This window comes from Acinetobacter sp. YH16044, assembly GCF_013417145.1.
Lineage (GTDB): Bacteria > Pseudomonadota > Gammaproteobacteria > Pseudomonadales > Moraxellaceae > Acinetobacter > Acinetobacter amyesii.
This window is the reverse complement of record NZ_VPEK01000006.1, coordinates 61,659-79,141: the sequence shown is the minus strand read 5'-3', so window position 1 is coordinate 79,141 and position 17,483 is coordinate 61,659. Positions and strand designations below refer to the sequence as shown.

Here is a 17,483-nt window from a genome sequence, read left to right as displayed (position 1 = left end):
ACTTAATCTTCAAGGAGGGTGAGCGATCTTTTTTTATCAATATCATAAATACGTTGTTTTAAATTACGCATTTCAGCAAGGCTAGAAAACTTATTCGACTTGATCTTGAGTTGTAAGAATTGATATTGCAATTTTGTCGATAAATCTGCTGCAAGTTTATCTGCTTGTTCAGGTGATGACGTATAGTCACTGATATTGGCATGTTCTAAAATATGTTGTAATTCATGATGATGAGCTGCACATGCACCGAGTACATAATAGGTCGATAACTCTGGGTCATCAGGCAATTCATCAAAAATCACATTGAAAATATTTAAAACGTGATAAAGCAAGAGATCTTGTGAAACTAAGGCGCGTAAAGGCTCAAAATGAATGTAAAGATAAGGATGATTGATTAAAATCGCAATCACATATTCTTCAGCATCAATTTTTGTACTAAAGCTCAATGATGCATCATTATTAACTTGAGGCTGCCACTTTCGGCTAAACCCTAATTTTTCACGGAAATATTGTTGTAGCAAATAACGATATGAACCACCTTTCGGCAACAGTTCAGTGAGCTGTCTGAGTTCGCCCATCACCTGACTTTTACCCTCAGGTGAAGCAACATTATGATTTTGCGTTAAATGTGCAAAAACAAATTCAGAAAGAAGCGGTGAGGTGTGCAGTAACCGTCGAAAATTTTCAATACCTTCACGGCGGATCAATGAATCTGGGTCGTGGTCATTCGGCAAAACAAAAAATTTAAGTTCACGTCCATCATTCAGTAATGGAAGGGCAATTTCGAGCGTACGACGAGCTGCTTTTTGACCTGCGGCATCACCATCAAATGCAATGGTAATGCGGCTATTTTGCTTAAATAAAATGTTTAAATGTTCAGTATTACTGGCAGTCCCTAAAGTCGCTACAGCGCCATGAATGCCATATTGCTGTAGGGCAATCACATCCATATAACCTTCGACCATTAACCAATCTTGGGCTTTTTGTTTACGGCCTTCGTATAAACCATAAAGTAACTGGTTTTTATGGAAAACTTCAGAGTCTGGGGAGTTGATGTACTTGGGTTTGATTTCATCATTTAGGGCACGACCACCAAAACCGACCACACGACCTTTCGCATCTCGAATCGGGAAAATCACCCGCTCACGCAGTAGGTCAAAGTCACGACCACTATCACTAGTTCGAATCAAACCGAGAAGTTTGAGTCCTTCGATATCTTGTGGAAAGGCTTTTTCCAGATGTTGCCAATCTTCAGGGGCATAGCCTAAGCGCCAATAGGCGATGGTGTCTGCACTGAGACCCCGTTGTTTAAAATAAGCTTGCCCAATTGGACTGAGCGGAAGTTGTTGCTCATAAAACTGTGCGACATTTTCCAGCAAGTCATATAAGTTTCCGTCTTGCGGCACATCTTCAAATCCATTGGTAACTTGGTCAAAGTGAGCAAACGGATCGTTCCCATAAAAGGCATCTTCGTTATTTTGAAACTCAGCAAATGGGTCGTGTTCGAAATTTACTGCAGCAGGATTTGTGTCGGTTTCGCCTGTTTTGGGTGGCAGAGCTTTTGCTTCGATTGGAGGTTTTTGTACAGGTTTGGGTTTAGATTCGCGTTTATATTTGAGTTTATTGGAATCGTTATTGTCTTTCGGTAGTTCAATACCCGTTTGGCTAGATAAATCCTTCATTACTTCGATGAAGTTACGGCTACCAATATCCATTAAAAAACGGATGGCATTACCATTGGCCTGACAACCAAAGCAGTGAAAATATTGTTTATCACGATAGACATGGAAAGATGGCGATTTTTCCTGATGGAATGGGCAGCATCCTGAGTAGGTGCGTCCAGTCTTTTTCAATTTCACAAATTGACCAATCACATCGACAATATCGGTGCGATCTAAAATTTGATCAATTGTATGTTGAGGAATGGCCATGCTGTTTTATCTGTCTATCTATTGAATTTGGGCAGTTCGTGAAATATGTTGAAATCAGCAATGCTGTAAGTTCAGGTGGAGATGCCGTACAGCATCGTCCATCGAACTATTGTATACCTTTTAATCTAACCGAATCTGTAGATCCTGAAAAGATAAAAGGGCAAGTATTCTAACTTGCCCTTTGTGAAAAATCGACCTTCGTTGCGACTATATTATTCAGCTGCTTCGGTCGATTGTGTTTTTTCATCTTTTGGACGATCGAGTAAGCCAAAGCTTAAACGATTAGTTAAACTACGTTTTTCTTCATCATTTTCAACTACATCTGTAGAGGTTTGCTCAGACATCGTCTGTGCTTCTTTACCGAAAATACCCAAAGTTGCACGGTTAAGGAAGCTGCCTTCACTACGTGCAGCACGCATATTGACTGTACCGTCTGACTTCACAAGTTTTGGATAGTTCAGTTTAAGTACTTCAATGTATTGCTGAGACGTGGTTTTATCACCAAGTTTGTCATAACCATAGGCTACAGTCGCTAGAGCTTCTGGAACTTGTGGCGCTTGCGGATAATGTTCGATCACCCAAAGTGAACGTTCAACAGCAGCTAACCATGCTTTACGCTTCACATTAAAACGTGCCGCATTCATTTCGCTTTCAGCCAATTCTTGACTGATGAACTTCATACGTTGTGCGGCATCGACTGCATATTCGCTCGATGGGTAGCGACGGATAAAGTCGACAAAGTTTTGATAAGCCACTTTGAGATAGCTCACATCACGATGCGATTGCTTTAAAGAAGTATAGCGAAGCAAACCGTTGTAGTTTTGCTCCATGTTTGAAACACCACGCACGTAGTACGCATAATCAACTTGCGGATGTTGTGGGTTCATACGAATAAAACGGTCTGCAAGTGCAATCGCACCTTCATAGTCTTTTTGCTGAAACTTTACATACAATAGTTCAAGTTGTGCTTGCTGCGCATAGTTACCTGTAGGGTAGTAGGTCTCTAGAGCTTCAAGGTGTTTTGCTGCATCTGTATATTGGTTGCGTTCAAGCGCTTTTTGTGCTTTTTCGATATAAATCTGTTCGCTTGATTGTGGACCTGTGTCGACCACTTCTTTCTTTGGATTACTGCTACAGCCTACCATTGCCGATGCAATGCCTATTGTTAGAGCAAGCATTGTCATTTTATATTTTGGTAGCGACATAAAAATTCCTCTGTTAATACGGGCAATGAGCTACAATTGAACTATTAAACCACTTTTGTCTGAATGAGCAAATGAGTCAAGCACAATCTTCCAATTCTAATTTCCCTGAAACTGATTTCAATTTACTTGAAGATTCTGAGGATGCAGATAACCATACTTCAGACTCAACTGCAACACGTTTATCGTTGCAATTTCAATTGGATGAAAGCTATTTAGGACAACGTATTGATCAGGTTTCAGCACTGGTTTGGACTGATTTTTCTCGCGAAAAGCTAAAACAGTGGCTCAAAGAGGGCCATTTGTTGGTCAATGGTAACACTGTGAAACCAAAGTACAAATGCGAAGGCACAGAGTTATTGACTTTAGAGGTCGAGTTAGAAGCACAAACACGTAGCTTACCTGAAGATATTCCACTCAATATTGTCTATGAAGATGACGATATTATGGTGATTAATAAACCTGTCGGTATGGTAGTACATCCGGGTGCAGGTAATAGTAGTGGAACGTTAGTGAATGCAATTTTGCATCACTACCCAAAATCTTCAGAGTTGACCCGTGCAGGTTTGGTGCATCGTATCGATAAAGACACTTCAGGTCTGTTGGTTGTGGCGAAAAACCTCGAATCTCAATTTTCTTTAAGTAAGCAATTGGCGAAGAAATCGGTTTACCGTATTTACGATTTGATTGTATATGGCAACATTATTGCCGGCGGTACAGTCGATGAACCAATTAAACGTCATCCTGTCGATCGCATTAAAATGGCTGTCTTGCCGGGCGGTAAAGATGCGGTGACTCACTATAATGTGAAAGAACGTTTCCAAAACTTTACCCGCGTTCAAGCACGTTTAGAAACGGGTCGTACCCATCAAATTCGTGTGCATTTTACTTATATCGGTCATGGTCTTGTGGGCGATCAAGTGTATGTACCACGTGTACGTATGCCTGCAGGCGCGTCGGTGTTATTAGATGATACTTTACGTGGCTTTAAACGTCAGGCTTTACATGCGGTTAAATTGGGTCTCGTTCATCCACGTACAGGTGAAGACATGATGTTTGAAGCACCATGGCCTGAAGACTTTAACCAATTGGTTGAAGTTTTACGTAGCGAAAACAAAGCTTATTAAGTTTTAAACTGATTTACACGCCATAGATAGAAAAGGACGGCAACATGCAATTTGTTCAGGGACTTCCACAGGGTGTTTTTGTGGGACAAACTCGAGTTCATCATGATCAGACGCAACCCGCTGAACAACCTGAACTGGCAGGATTTAATCTGGCATTGCATGTGGGAGATGATGCAGCGCGTGTGCAAAAGCACCGGATGCAATTGCTCAAAGACTTTGCTAAATATGGCGTGAATAAAATCAGCTGGATGAACCAAACGCACAGTACGCTATGCCATCGCATTGATGAACAGATCAACTTTGTTGCACCCGAAGGCGATGGTATGGTCACGCAGTCTAAACACCATGCCCTGATGATGATGACCGCAGATTGCTTACCCGTGGTTTTGGGTAATGCTGACGGGACTGAAGTTGCCAATCTGCATGCAGGTTGGAAGGGCTTGGCAAATGGTATTGTGGAAAACACCATTGCAGCCATGCACACTCAGCCAACATGGGCTTGGTTGGGGGCAGCCATTTGCCAAGAGAGTTTTGAAATTGGCGCAGAAGTCAAAGCTGCCTTTTGTTCCAAATACCCAGAACTTGAAAGTGCATTTAAAGCTGGTGTAAAGGAAGGCAAATATTATGCTGATCTTTATGCGATAGCGCGTTATATTCTTGCATTACATGGGGTTAAAGCTGTAACCGGTGGCGACCAATGTACCTTTTTGCAAGCTGAAGAATATTTTTCTTATCGCCGAGAAGCGAAAACAGGACGTATGGCAACATTCGTCTTTATGCTTTGAAAATGCTAAACTTGACTGAATCTATCGACTTTTAAATGTTATGTCTTTGACTGCTAAATCTCTTGCTGTTGTTTACCACAGTCCCTATGGGCACACTGCCAAAGTGGCGAATTTCATTGTACAAGGTGCAGAAAAAGCCGGTGTAAAAGTCCATCTCATGAATGTAGAGCATGTGGATTGGGATGAATTGGACAGTGCAGATGCCATCGTTTTTGGATGCCCAACCTATATGGGCAGTATGAGTGCGGCAATGAAATTATTCATGGAGCAATCATCTAAACGCTGGTTAGCACGGACATGGCAAGGCAAGTTAGCCGCTGGTTTTACCAATGGTGGCGGCTTAAGTGGAGATAAATTGGCAGTATTGCAGCAAATCAATTTATTCGCCATGCAGCACGGCATGTTGTGGAGCGGTCTTCCATTGATGCCAACTGGACGAAGCACAACAGATTTAAATCGGATGTCGAGCTTTTTAGGTTTAATGACACAATCGGATAATGCGCCTGTTGAAGTCACGCCACCTGCGGGTGATTTAGAAACTGCCATTTGGTTTGGTGAATATCTGGGGCTGTTGTTAAATAAAGTTAATTAATTTGTAAATAAATCGTTTGAACTATCATTTATAAATCTTTGAAAACCCTAGTGATGGAAATGTTACTGGGGTTTTTATTGGCCTAAAATTCGTGAAAATTGGCATTTTGTATAATTGAGTTGTGATGCGTGTCACAAATTGCTATTCATTTACGCCAAAGCTATTGATTTAATCTTCTCATAAATTTCACTCTGGATGAGTGGTAAATATTAAAAAGGATTAAACAATAGTAATGGCATTGACCTTATGTGTTTCTGACGTTGTTTTTGCAGCAGAAGGCTTGGTGGGATTAGCCGATGAAGAATTATCTGCCATCAATGGTGCGGCATTGATGAATATGTCCTATACCGATCCTGTTTTAGTCAACCAACAAATGGTCGATGAAAATATTGGTTTCTACAAACTCAGTTTAGATGCGGTTATGGATCTGAACGTCAATGTCAAAAGTTTGCAACTCGGCTGTGGTGGGGTAAACGGGTCAAATGGCTGTGATATTCATATTCGTCATCTAGCGCTGAGTGGTAATGCTACTTCAACCGATGCCAATGGTAATCCCGTCTTTAATGGTGATCGAGCGTCGACAAGTGCCGAACTGAAAAATCCGTTTATTGAATTTGCAATTAAAAACCCAAAACAAGCCGCTTTACGAGAAGTTAAAGGCTTCCGTGTCAGTGCTGAATCAATTACAGGTTTACTGACCACTGGTATTCAAAACACGGGTGCGCCGACAGACGGGATTAAGTCACTGAGCGGTTATATGAAAATTGCACCGACTACAGGGACAGCAAAGACCCAAGCAGCGATCTTTGGGGATAGCAGTGGCGAGACTTTATCCGGTAACTTGGTGATTAATACGATTTGGAACAATGATCGTAGCTTTGTCAGCCAACCTGAAAATAGTAAGGGTTTAAAAATTCCTTCAATGAATGTGCCGTTTACCGTCCCTGAAATTACCATCAACGGAAAACGACAAACTCAAGCCGTTGCCAAAAATATCAGTGCGACAGTGCCATCGATTCAACTCAACCGTGATAGTGGTAGTTTACAGGTCAAACTTGACCGTAATTTGTTATGGGTAGAAGGGGCGCAGTTCTTTATGGATTCAGGTTCGTCAATTGATGGTTTGAAAATGAACATTACCTTTGAGCAAGCCTTAAATATGATTCATAACATTCCATTAAATGGCACAGCCGGTTATTTATCGCTTCAATCTCAAGATATCAGTTGGCCAGATGCCAATGCAGATGATATTGCACGTACAGGTTGGTGGATGTCATTTAAAGACCCGATCAATATTGGTAAATTAAATCCAACATCTGAAGTAGATATTTCAGGCGTCTTGCCACAAGTTGCAGAAAAAGTATCGCAAATTTTAACCAATGAACCGATTTATATTCCCTTAGGTTCTGCTGTTGGTGCTGCATTTGGTTTACCGATTTATAAAAATGTCGGTTCAATTAACCTCAGCAATGCTGGTGCGGCCAATTTAACTTTAAAAAATCAAGTCTTGGGGAACCAGGAAGTTCGGACCAACTGTTTTGGTGGGTTGAAATTCTGCTAAATGTGCAATGTATCAATAAAAAAACCTCCAAAATGGAGGTTTTTTATTGAACTTATTTATGAAAAATACGGGCTTTATCACGCTGCCAATCACGGTCTTTTTCCGTTGCACGCTTGTCGTGAAGCTGCTTACCTTTTACTAGGGCGATTTCAAGTTTGGCATGAGGACCTTTCCAGTAACATGCCAAAGGCACACATGAATAACCTTTTTGGTTAATCGCACCTTGTAGTTTTTCAATTTCACGGCGGTTCAGCAATAATTTACGAGTACGAGTCGCTTCAGGCACCACATGCGTTGAAGCACTCAGTAAAGGTTGCACTTGAGCGCCGAATAAAAATGCTTCGCCATTTTTAAACGTAATATAGCTTTCTACGATGGTCATACGACCTGCACGCATTGATTTGACTTCCCAGCCTTGTAATGAAAGACCCGCTTCAAATTTTTCTTCAATGAAATAATCGTGACGCGCACGTTTATTGAGGGCAATCGTACTGCTACTATTTTTTTTAACTACTGCTTTCGTCATAATCAAAAACTTCCAAACTTAGCACTATTGTACCCGAACTTTGAATAAGATGAAGTTTTTAAATTTACAAGCTGACTTCACCTATAAATCAAGATTTTGTTAAAATACCCATCTACAAAATAACAGAGTACAACTGGATGTCTAAAACTCGTGTAATTTATCCGGGCACATTCGATCCAATTACTAATGGTCATATCGACTTAGTGACACGTGCATCACGCATGTTTGACGAAGTTGTCGTGGCAATTGCAATTGGACATCACAAAAACCCTGTGTTTAGTCTGGAAGAGCGTGTTGCACTAGCGCAAGAGTCTTTAAGTCATTTGTCAAATGTTGAGTTTGTAGGTTTTGATGGGCTGTTGGTCAATTTCTTTAACGAGCAAAAAGCAACAGCCGTATTACGAGGTTTACGTGCAGTTTCAGATTTTGAATATGAATTTCAATTGGCAAATATGAATCGCCGTTTGGATAGTAAATTTGAAGCGGTATTCTTAACCCCATCAGAGCAATATTCGTTTATTTCATCTACGCTCGTGCGTGAAATTGCACGTTTAAATGGTGATGTCACTCAGTTTGTACCACAAGCTGTCGTGGAAGCCTTTAAGCGTAAACAACAGCAAGGTTGGTAGAGTGTCTTTATATATCACTGATGAATGCATCAACTGCGATGTCTGTGAACCTGTATGCCCCAATGAGGCGATTTTCATGGGGGAACTCATTTATGAGATTAACTCTGATTTGTGTACGGAATGCGTTGGGCATCACGATAAACCGCAGTGTCAGTTGTTCTGTCCGGTGGATTGTATTCCATTGGATCCGGCTCATCCTGAAACTCAGGAACAGCTTCAACAAAAGTACGAAAAACTAACTGCTCAAAAAACATCAAGCAATTAGTTGTCAGATTTGTTAGAATGCGCCCCGAAGTGAACCAGACGATCGCTGCTGTGTATAGGTCTCCGTGACTAAAGCAGGGGAGGAAAGTCCGGGCTTCATAGGGCAAGGTGCCAGGTAACGCCTGGGCGGTGTGAGCCGACGGAAAGTGCAGCAGAGAGTAGACCGCCTTCATTATGGTATCGAGCAATCGAAATCGGAGGTAAGGGTGAAAGGGTGCGGTAAGAGCGCACCGCATGACTGGTAACAGTTCATGGCATGGTAAACCCCACCGGAAGCAAGACCAAATAGGGATCCTTTAGGCATGGCCCATGCTGGATCCGGGTAGGTCGCTTGAGCGTATGAGTGATTGTACGCCTAGAGGAATGATCGTCCTCGACAGAACCCGGCTTATCGGTTCACTTCAACAAATTTTGATCAAATACGCGCATTATGGGCTTGACGATATTTAAATATCCCTCCATAATGCGCGCACAGTTTAAGGCTATGTAGCTCAGTTGGTTAGAGCACCGCACTCATAATGCGGGGGTCACAAGTTCAAGTCTCGTCATAGCCACCATATTCAAAAAAAGACCACTCCGATTGAGTGGTCTTTTTTTTGTTTTGATGTTTTAAAATCGAAAGTTTTATCATCATAAATGATGTTGTGCAGTAATATCAGAAGCGCTATTTGATTCAAATAAAAGAACGATACGCGGTAAGGTCATCCGCAAGTGTTTGAGACAAGACTATATCTATTCAAAAATATTTTTTGCGATACTTTGAATAATTTGACGCTAGTGAACGAGTTTTGTCGGTGAGGTGCATTGCACCGCAATATGGTTTCCTTGCGAAGCACGCTTCTCATTTTGCCGAATGAGAAACAACGTTTCGTAAGAGTACCTCCAGCTGAAGGCTAATCCCTTTATTTAAACCCTAGATGTAAGACTCCGTCGAATAGGCTTAAAAATCATTTTTTAAAAAAATACGTCATTATTTTAAAGGCGTAACATCAGATCTTAAATATCATCGATAGACAAAACGACGCATACCTGCACGTAAGGCAAATGCGCCATGCATATATACGCCACCGAGCCAATACGGCACATTGTAAATATCTTCATGGTGATATTTAACTAAAGTAAACTCAGCCAATAGTCCTTCAAAGAACATGCCACCAATGGCAAGCATGATGGCCAATATCAGTAGCCATGTACGCTCATAGCTAAATAGCCAGCGAATAAAAAAGCTCAGGTAAAAAATCCAACAAAGTGCTTCGGGATGAAAATTACCAAATCCGCTGAGTATGTAGACGATGGCAAATAGTATTAGGCTCTCGACGAGGGGCGCAGTGCCGTCATGATGACAACTGAGCTGAGTCATCACATAGTGTTTAAGTAGTTGTGTAAGTTGAATATAGCTAAATGCCATGAAAGCAAAGGCAATAAAAAAGCCGGGGAATACCCACCAAGCCTGATGGAAAAATAATGGGTTGGGATAACTAAGTGTTTTTGTATAGACATGAATCGCATCGCAAAAAGTTGCGACGACAGCTGCCAGCAGGGCAAGTATAAATATGCCTGAGAATTGAGTGGTTCTCGTCATCATTCATCCTGAAAAGTGGGTCTTTTTATTTTATGTGTTCTTTATAGTCTTTATTTGGGGAAAAGGCTATGACAAGTTACGAGATGCTCATGGGTTAAATGTTAATTTATAGCGCTACTGCTATACTCAATACATAGTTAACTTGATGAATATAAATAGAAATGATAGATAATCAATTGAACTGGGCTAAAGATAATTTTGAGAATATTGAAACTGCATGGGAAGGTGATCTTTGGCATCGCCGTCGTTTAGGAGAGCAGCTTACAAGGTATGTTGATCGCTTAAACTGCGGTGCTGTTCTTGCTTTGGATGCACGATGGGGTGAGGGTAAAACGTGGTTTGTCCGTCATTGGGCGAAGCATTTAGATGATACTCAGCATAACGTGATCTATTTGGATGCATTTGCTAATGATTATTTGGAAGATCCATTTTTAACGATTGCAGCTGAAATAAGTCAAACTTTTAAAGAGTCAGAAGAAATTGATGATGATGAAATTAAAGATTTTAATGCTAAGACTGCTTCAGTATTAATATCGTTGGCGGCTGTCATACCAATGATTGCGGCTAAAGCGGGCATGCATTGGATTGGCTTGGGTGGAGCTGGAGAAGCATTTAAAGAGGTATATGAAGAAGGAAAAGCGTTGTATGACACAGCAAGTGAGGAAATAGCTGCAAAAGTTAAGGAGAAAATCGAAAAGAAAATTGAGAATCATCAGGTTGAGAAACAAACAATTCATGACTTTAAGAAAGAACTTGCTGTATTAGCTGGAAAATTAGATAAACCTTTAGTTTTTATTATTGATGAATTGGATCGATGTCGTCCTGATTTTGCAATTCGTCTAATTGAAAGAATTAAGCACTTTTTTGATATTCCAAAAATTGTTTTTGTTTTGGTAATGAATAAGCCTCAATTATTACAATCAGTCAAATCATACTATGGCTATGATTCAGAGATGAATGGAGATTATCTTGAAAAATTTGTGGATTTTACGTTTAAATTTCCAAATTTAGATAATTCTGTATCACATGAAAAAATAATAAAAGATCAGCTGTTTAGAGTTGGGGAAATTTCAACGAAGGAAGGTGATTCCGAGTTGTATTTTTGGATTATTAATTTTCAAATGACTAAAAAATATAATTCTAGGGAGTTGATAAAAAAAATTAACCAATACGCACTTTTAAGGACTGATAATCCGAAGTTAAATTTAATTTTATGTGGATTTATTTTTGATGGGTTATTTGAAGTGACTTATCCATATCTTACAAAGCAAATTCATAATTTATATAATTATTTTGAAGGTACTGATGATATGTATATGACAAAAAGCTATTTTATTAATCAAAAGATTGTAGAACACACAAATATCAAAAATTCTATAATCTGTGAAATATATGATGCAATTCAATATTTAGAAAATAATTATAAAACTCAAGGTCAACAAGGACAAAAAGAGAGTGCTATGAGTCGGATTTTAAATCAATATTGTGTTGGTACAAAAATAAATAGAAAGAATTTCAAGGATATTTGGAAGCAATACATTAAAACAGGGTTATTTGAAGTACAGGAATAATTTTTCAATATCATCTGTCTGCAACTGCTCCCGCATCTTTAAAAACTGCTTTTCATCTAAATCATAGAGCTTAAGTGAAAGTAGTTTTTCGATATCTTCCAGAGGGAAACGATATTTAATAATTTGAGCAGGCACGCCGCCGACAACAGCATAAGGTGGTACATCTTTAGTTACCACAGCGCCTGTAGCCACCACAGCACCTTCACCGAGTGTAACGCCTTGCATAATCATGGCGCGTGAGCCGATCCAGCAGCCATCACCAATGATTGTATCACCCGCAGGGACAAAACTCCGTGTATCAAACGGAAATGCTGAAATCCAGTCTGTTCGGTGGAGTTGGTTACCGCCCATCATAATCACGCATTCTGCGCCAAAGCAGACAAAATTACCGATATGTAGCTGGTCTATCGGCCTCTCTGGGGTCGCAGGTTTGTCGTGCAAATAACGCACCACACAGCGCTCAAAACCCTGATCCCAATATGCAGAATAATATGAATAATTACCTTTGATGTGAATATTAGGATTCTTCACTGTTTTAGAGATGAACTCAAATTCACACCAATGATTTACAGGTGAATTAATCAATTTTTCAGACATAAACAGTACAACTTAAAAAGGGTAAACCATTATAACCAATTGAACTGATGTCATGCGTCGTTCATCCCTATTAAAAATCAATCGCTAGACCGAAGTGTTTGTAGGGAGGTTTGGGATCCGAGCAATGACTTTAATTTCAAAATCAAAACCTGCAAGCCAATTAACACCTATTGCTGTCCAGTTTGGATAAGGCTTTTGTGTAAACACCTCATTTTTAACTTTCATGATGACTTCAAATTGCTGTTCAGGGTTTGTATGGAAGGTGGTGACATCGACAATTTCATCGAAAGTACAGCCTGCCGCAGCGAGAGTATGGCTAAGATTCTGGAATGCTAGTTTTACCTGTTTCTCAAAATCAGGTTCAGGACTGCCATCTTCACGGCTACCGACCTGGCCTGATACAAAGAGTAAATTTTCCGATTTAATAGCAGCAGAGTAACCATGCTGTTCATACAAGGCATGGCGATTTTGGGGAAATATTGCAATTCTAGTCATGTTTATTCTCATTCAATATCTGGTTTTAAAAGTGGGGGGAAAGCAGCTTTATTTTTGACATACGTATCGTATGTCAACATAATTGACATACGCCTGGTATGTCAATTAAAATTTTTGTGATGATGAGGTAATCAAAGCAATGTCTGTTCGTGAAAAAAAAATGGCGGCAACCCGCAAGAAACTGATTGAAGTGGCACGCCGTACGTTTGCTGAGTATGGCTATGCAGACACCTCAATGGATAAACTCACGGCAGAAGCAGGGCTGACCCGTGGTGCGCTGTACCATCATTTTGGCGATAAAAAGGGCTTATTTGCTGCTGTGGTTAATCAAATTGATTCAGAAATGGCTTTATCTGCCCAGAAGTATCTGGAGCAACCCGAAGATCTTTGGGAGGGGTTGATGCTTGAGGGGAAAACCTATATTGAAAATGCCTTGAATCCTGAGTTTCAGCGAATTGTATTACGCGACGGACCTGCGGTATTGGGTGATCCTGCGCATTGGCCGAGTCAAAACAAATGCTTGAAGTCTACACGTGAATGCGTAGAACAGTTATTGGCAGCAGACCGAATTAAAGCAGTGAATTCTGAAGCGGCAGCCATATTTTTAAATGGAGCAGCCATGAATGCGGCGCTTTGGGTGGCTTCTAGCAAGAATCCTGAGCAGGTGTTGTCAGAAGCATTACATGCCTTTCAACTTTTTGCATCAGGATTATTAAAAGAAGGATAGAGCAGGGGTATAATAATTATTTATCTGATTATAAAAAACCCCTCAAAAGAGGGGCTTAAAATTGCTATCTTAATGAATTAAAGATATTCAACTTTAGAAACTTCGTACTCAACTTCACCTTGTGGTGTGTTGATTTTTACATCGTCGCCTTCATTTTTACCCAAAAGACCACGAGCAATTGGAGAGTTCACAGAGATTTTGTTGATTTTAAAATCTGCTTCGTCATCACCAACGATTTTATAAGTCTTTTGTTCTTCAGTATCTAAGTTCTCAATGGTCACAGTCACACCGAAAACCACACGGCCATTTTGCTCAAGTGATTTAACATCAATCACTTGGCAAGCACCCAATTTACCTTCGATATCTTGGATACGGCCTTCACAGAAACCTTGTTGCTCGCGAGCAGCGTGGTATTCAGCGTTTTCTTTCAAATCCCCATGTTCACGCGCTTCAGCAATTGCTGCAGTAATACGTGGACGATCAACACTTTTAAGTTGCTGTAATTCTTTCTCTAGGGCAATTTTGCCTTCGGGAGTCATAGGATAACGTTGCATTGTTGTCCCTCATGTTTGTAAAAAGAAAAAATCAGTAAAATTTTTACTGACCTAGAAATGAAAAAAAGCCCGCCACCGAGAGGTGGCGGGACTTCTCGGTAACTTAATTAACCTTTAGTAAGGTCTTGTAAGCGGTATACATCCATTGGCAATTTGATTGCTAAAGCTTGGCATACTGCATCAGCACCGTTAAGGGTAGTTGTGTAATACACTTTACCTTGTAATGCAGAGCGGCGGATCGAGAATGAATCTTCTTGAGCCTGTTTGCCTTCAGTTGTATTGATAATGAGGTGAACTTCGCCATTTTTCAAGCGGTCTACGATATTAGGACGGCCTTCAGTCACTTTGTTCACACGTTCACATTCAATACCAGCATCTTTAATCACATCATAAGTACCGCCAGTAGCGATCACTTTGAAGCCAAGATCTGTCAACTGTTTCGCAATACCAACAGCACGAGGCTTGTCAGAATGACGAACAGATAAGAATGCATGTTTTACTTCGCCTTCCGTTGGTAGGCCTGGTAAACGGTCATTAGAGCCTAACACAGCTTTATAGAACGCTTCACCAAATGTTTTACCTACACCCATCACTTCGCCTGTAGATTTCATCTCAGGGCCAAGAATTGGGTCAACACCAGGGAATTTGTTGAATGGGAACACCGCTTCTTTTACAGAGAAGTGTTCAGGAATAATCTCTGTAGTGAATCCTTGAGATTCTAGAGATTGACCTGCCATACAACGTGCAGCAACTTTTGCTAAAGATTCGCCGATACACTTAGATACGAATGGAACTGTACGTGATGCACGTGGGTTCACTTCTAAGATGTATACGTCAGTACCTTTAACCGCAAACTGTACGTTCATCAAACCAATTACGCCAAGCTCTTTCGCCATAGCGATGGTTTGGCGGCGCATTTCGTCCTGAACTTCTTTAGATAAAGAGTACGGAGGAATAGAACATGCTGAGTCACCTGAGTGAATACCCGCTTGTTCGATGTGCTGCATGATACCGCCGATCACAACGTCTTTACCGTCAGATACGCAGTCCACGTCAACTTCAATCGCATCGTCTAGGAAGTGGTCAAGAAGTACAGGTGCTTCGTTCGATGCTTGAACCGCATCACGTAAGTAGCGTTTCAATTCGTCATCGTTGTACACGATTTCCATCGCACGGCCACCAAGGACATAAGAAGGACGTACCACAAGTGGGTAGCCAACTTTTGCAGCTTCAGCCATACCTTCTTCAGCAGATTTTACAATGCTGTTGTTTGGTTGACGAAGTTGCAGACGTTGAATCATTTGTTGGAAACGTTCACGGTCTTCCGCACGGTCAATTGCGTCTGGTGATGTACCGATGATTGGTGCACCAGCTTCTTCTAAAGCACGAGCCAATTTAAGCGGAGTTTGACCACCGTACTGAACGATAATGCCTTTTGGCTTCTCGATACGAACGATTTCAAGTACATCTTCCAAAGTAATTGGTTCGAAGTACAAACGATCTGATGTGTCGTAATCTGTAGAAACCGTTTCAGGGTTACAGTTCACCATGATGGTTTCATAACCGTCATCACGCATTGCAAGAGCCGCGTGTACACAGCAGTAATCGAATTCGATACCTTGACCAATACGGTTAGGACCGCCACCAATGACCATGATTTTGTCACGGTTCGATGGGTTCGCTTCACATTCTTCATCGTAAGTTGAGTACATGTAAGCTGTGTCAGATTCGAATTCTGCAGCACATGTATCTACACGTTTGTAAACTGGAGTTACGCCCAAGTTCCAACGGTGTTTACGGAATTGTTTTTGTGAAATGCCCATCAAGTCCGCAATGCGAAGGTCAGATAAACCTTTGCGTTTGAACGAACGGATGTTGTCCGCATTCAAATCACCAAAACCTAAAGTTTTGATTTGGTTTTCAGTTTTGATGATATCTTCGATTTGAATCAAGAACCAACGGTCAATTTTGGTTGCTTCAAATACTTCATCAAGGGTGAAACCGTGACGGAATGCATCGCCTACATACCAAATACGCTCTGGACCTGGCACTTTCAATTCAACAAGAATTTTCTCACGTGCGCCTTCAGTGCCCACAGCGATTTTTTCGTCAAAACCACATGCGCCCACTTCAAGACCACGAAGTGCTTTAGACACAGACTCTTGGAAGTTACGGCCAATGGCCATGACTTCACCTACAGATTTCATCTGAGTCGTCAAAGTTGCGTCAGCTTGCGGGAATTTCTCGAAGTTGAAACGAGGAATCTTGGTTACAACATAGTCGATCGCAGGTTCGAAAGATGCAGGAGTTGTGCCGCCAGTGATGTCATTTTTCAATTCATCAAGGGTATAACCGACAGCCAATTTCGCCGCGATTTTCGCAATTGGGAAACCAGTTGCTTTAGAAGCAAGGGCAGATGAACGAGAAACACGTGGGTTCATCTCGATCACAACCATACGGCCGTCTTTCGGGTTGATACCGAACTGAACGTTCGAACCGCCAGTTTCTACACCAATTTCACGAAGTACAGCTAAAGATGCATTACGTAAAAGTTGGAATTCTTTGTCAGTCAATGTTTGTGCAGGAGCAACAGTGATTGAGTCACCTGTGTGCACGCCCATTGGGTCAAAGTTTTCAATGGTACATACAATGATACAGTTGTCGTTTTTGTCACGAACAACTTCCATTTCGTACTCTTTCCAACCAATTAATGATTCATCGATCAATAATTGTTTAGTTGGAGAAAGATCGAAACCGCGTTCACAGATTTCAATGAATTCTTCACGGTTGTATGCGATACCGCCGCCTGAACCACCCATAGTGAATGATGGACGGATAATGACAGGGAAGCCGAAACGCGCTTGAATTTCAAGTGCGTGTTCCATGCTTTCTGCAACGTCAGCGCGAGGGCATTCCAAACCGATTTTGCGCATTGCGATATCGAAAAGTTTACGGTCTTCCGCTTTTTCGATTGCTTCTTTCGTCGCGCCAATCAATTCAACATTGTATTTTTCTAAAATACCGTTGGCATCGAGTGCAAGGGCGCAGTTCAATGCTGTTTGACCACCCATTGTAGGAAGAACTGCGTCTGGGCGTTCTTTCTCAATGATTGCAGCTACAGTTTGCCAAGTAATCGGCTCGATGTAAGTTGCGTCTGCCATCGCAGGGTCTGTCATAATGGTCGCTGGGTTAGAGTTCACCAAAATAACACGGTAGCCTTCTTCACGAAGGGCTTTACATGCTTGCGCACCTGAGTAGTCAAACTCACATGCCTGACCGATCACAATCGGACCAGCACCAATAATTAAGATGCTTTTAATGTCTGTACGTTTAGCCATGA

Annotated in this window: 16 protein-coding genes, 1 tRNA gene and 1 other RNA gene; 10 read left to right on the top strand and 8 right to left on the bottom strand. The window is 41.1% G+C overall.

What is annotated here, in order from left to right:
* Positions 1–2 precede the first annotated feature (2 nt).
* Positions 3–1,931, bottom strand: a complete 1,929-nt coding sequence (locus FTV38_RS06100) for a DNA primase (protein ID WP_180021949.1) — start codon at positions 1,929–1,931, stop codon at positions 3–5.
* A gap of 212 nt (positions 1,932–2,143) precedes the next feature.
* Positions 2,144–3,136 carry an outer membrane protein assembly factor BamD gene (locus FTV38_RS06095; RefSeq protein WP_180021948.1) on the bottom strand — a complete coding sequence of 331 codons (993 nt, stop codon included), beginning with the start codon at positions 3,134–3,136 and terminating at the stop codon, positions 2,144–2,146.
* A gap of 71 nt (positions 3,137–3,207) precedes the next feature.
* Between FTV38_RS06095 and rluD the strand changes: the two genes are divergently transcribed.
* The 4 genes from rluD (at position 3,208) to FTV38_RS06075 (ending at position 7,198) form a co-directional block, all read left to right on the top strand.
* On the top strand, positions 3,208–4,260 hold the full coding sequence (rluD, locus tag FTV38_RS06090; RefSeq protein ID WP_180021947.1) for a 23S rRNA pseudouridine(1911/1915/1917) synthase RluD: 1,053 nt from the start codon (positions 3,208–3,210) through the stop codon (positions 4,258–4,260).
* A 44-nt stretch (positions 4,261–4,304) separates the two neighbouring features.
* Positions 4,305–5,045 (top strand): peptidoglycan editing factor PgeF, encoded by a 741-nt coding sequence (gene pgeF, locus FTV38_RS06085; RefSeq protein ID WP_180005456.1) that lies wholly within the window; start codon positions 4,305–4,307, stop codon positions 5,043–5,045.
* 40 nt (positions 5,046–5,085) lie between these two features.
* A complete protein-coding gene (locus tag FTV38_RS06080; protein WP_078192171.1) occupies positions 5,086–5,637 on the top strand; it encodes a flavodoxin family protein in 552 nt (183 codons plus the stop codon).
* A gap of 232 nt (positions 5,638–5,869) precedes the next feature.
* Positions 5,870–7,198, top strand: a complete 1,329-nt coding sequence (locus FTV38_RS06075; protein WP_180021946.1) for a hypothetical protein — start codon at positions 5,870–5,872, stop codon at positions 7,196–7,198.
* Positions 7,199–7,250: 52 nt separating this feature from the next.
* On the opposite strand, the gene smpB is transcribed toward FTV38_RS06075, so the two are convergent.
* Positions 7,251–7,724: an SsrA-binding protein SmpB gene (gene smpB, locus FTV38_RS06070; protein ID WP_078191351.1), complete on the bottom strand. Its 474-nt coding sequence runs from the start codon at positions 7,722–7,724 to the stop codon at positions 7,251–7,253.
* Positions 7,725–7,861: 137 nt separating this feature from the next.
* Here smpB and coaD point away from each other — a divergent pair, with 137 nt between their 5' ends.
* From coaD to FTV38_RS06050, 4 genes are all read left to right on the top strand, one after another.
* Entirely contained in the window at positions 7,862–8,353 is a 492-nt protein-coding gene (gene coaD, locus FTV38_RS06065; protein ID WP_078191350.1) for a pantetheine-phosphate adenylyltransferase, read from the top strand.
* 1 nt (position 8,354) lies between these two features.
* Positions 8,355–8,618 (top strand): YfhL family 4Fe-4S dicluster ferredoxin, encoded by a 264-nt coding sequence (locus FTV38_RS06060; protein WP_180021945.1) that lies wholly within the window; start codon positions 8,355–8,357, stop codon positions 8,616–8,618.
* A gap of 26 nt (positions 8,619–8,644) precedes the next feature.
* Positions 8,645–9,024, top strand: an RNA gene (rnpB, locus tag FTV38_RS06055) — RNase P RNA component class A.
* Between the two features lie 73 nt (positions 9,025–9,097).
* A tRNA-Met gene (locus FTV38_RS06050) sits at positions 9,098–9,174 on the top strand.
* A gap of 446 nt (positions 9,175–9,620) precedes the next feature.
* On the opposite strand, the gene FTV38_RS06045 is transcribed toward FTV38_RS06050, so the two are convergent.
* The gene (locus FTV38_RS06045) at positions 9,621–10,199 is read right to left on the bottom strand and encodes a hypothetical protein (protein WP_180021944.1); all 579 of its coding nucleotides are present in this window, start codon (positions 10,197–10,199) and stop codon (positions 9,621–9,623) included.
* Between the two features lie 161 nt (positions 10,200–10,360).
* On the opposite strand from FTV38_RS06045, the gene FTV38_RS06040 reads away from it, so the two are divergent.
* The gene (locus tag FTV38_RS06040) at positions 10,361–11,770 is read left to right on the top strand and encodes a P-loop NTPase fold protein (protein ID WP_180005420.1); all 1,410 of its coding nucleotides are present in this window, start codon (positions 10,361–10,363) and stop codon (positions 11,768–11,770) included.
* Here the strand turns inward: FTV38_RS06040 and FTV38_RS06035 are convergent.
* Both FTV38_RS06035 and FTV38_RS06030 read right to left on the bottom strand, forming a co-directional pair.
* Positions 11,750–12,367 (bottom strand): CatB-related O-acetyltransferase, encoded by a 618-nt coding sequence (locus FTV38_RS06035; protein WP_180005421.1) that lies wholly within the window; start codon positions 12,365–12,367, stop codon positions 11,750–11,752. The two genes, FTV38_RS06040 and FTV38_RS06035, sit on opposite strands and share 21 nt — an antisense overlap.
* Positions 12,368–12,451: 84 nt before the next feature.
* A complete protein-coding gene (locus FTV38_RS06030) occupies positions 12,452–12,862 on the bottom strand; it encodes a RidA family protein (protein WP_180021943.1) in 411 nt (136 codons plus the stop codon).
* Between the two features lie 139 nt (positions 12,863–13,001).
* Between FTV38_RS06030 and FTV38_RS06025 the strand changes: the two genes are divergently transcribed.
* Positions 13,002–13,589, top strand: coding sequence for a TetR/AcrR family transcriptional regulator (locus FTV38_RS06025; protein ID WP_180021942.1), 588 nt, complete (start codon positions 13,002–13,004; stop codon positions 13,587–13,589).
* Positions 13,590–13,666: 77 nt separating this feature from the next.
* Here the strand turns inward: FTV38_RS06025 and greA are convergent, their stop codons facing one another.
* Both greA and carB read right to left on the bottom strand, forming a co-directional pair.
* A complete protein-coding gene (gene greA, locus FTV38_RS06020) occupies positions 13,667–14,143 on the bottom strand; it encodes a transcription elongation factor GreA (protein ID WP_078191345.1) in 477 nt (158 codons plus the stop codon).
* A gap of 107 nt (positions 14,144–14,250) precedes the next feature.
* Positions 14,251–17,481, bottom strand: coding sequence for a carbamoyl-phosphate synthase large subunit (gene carB / locus FTV38_RS06015; RefSeq protein WP_168378094.1), 3,231 nt, complete (start codon positions 17,479–17,481; stop codon positions 14,251–14,253).
* Between the last annotated feature and the right edge of the window lie 2 nt (positions 17,482–17,483).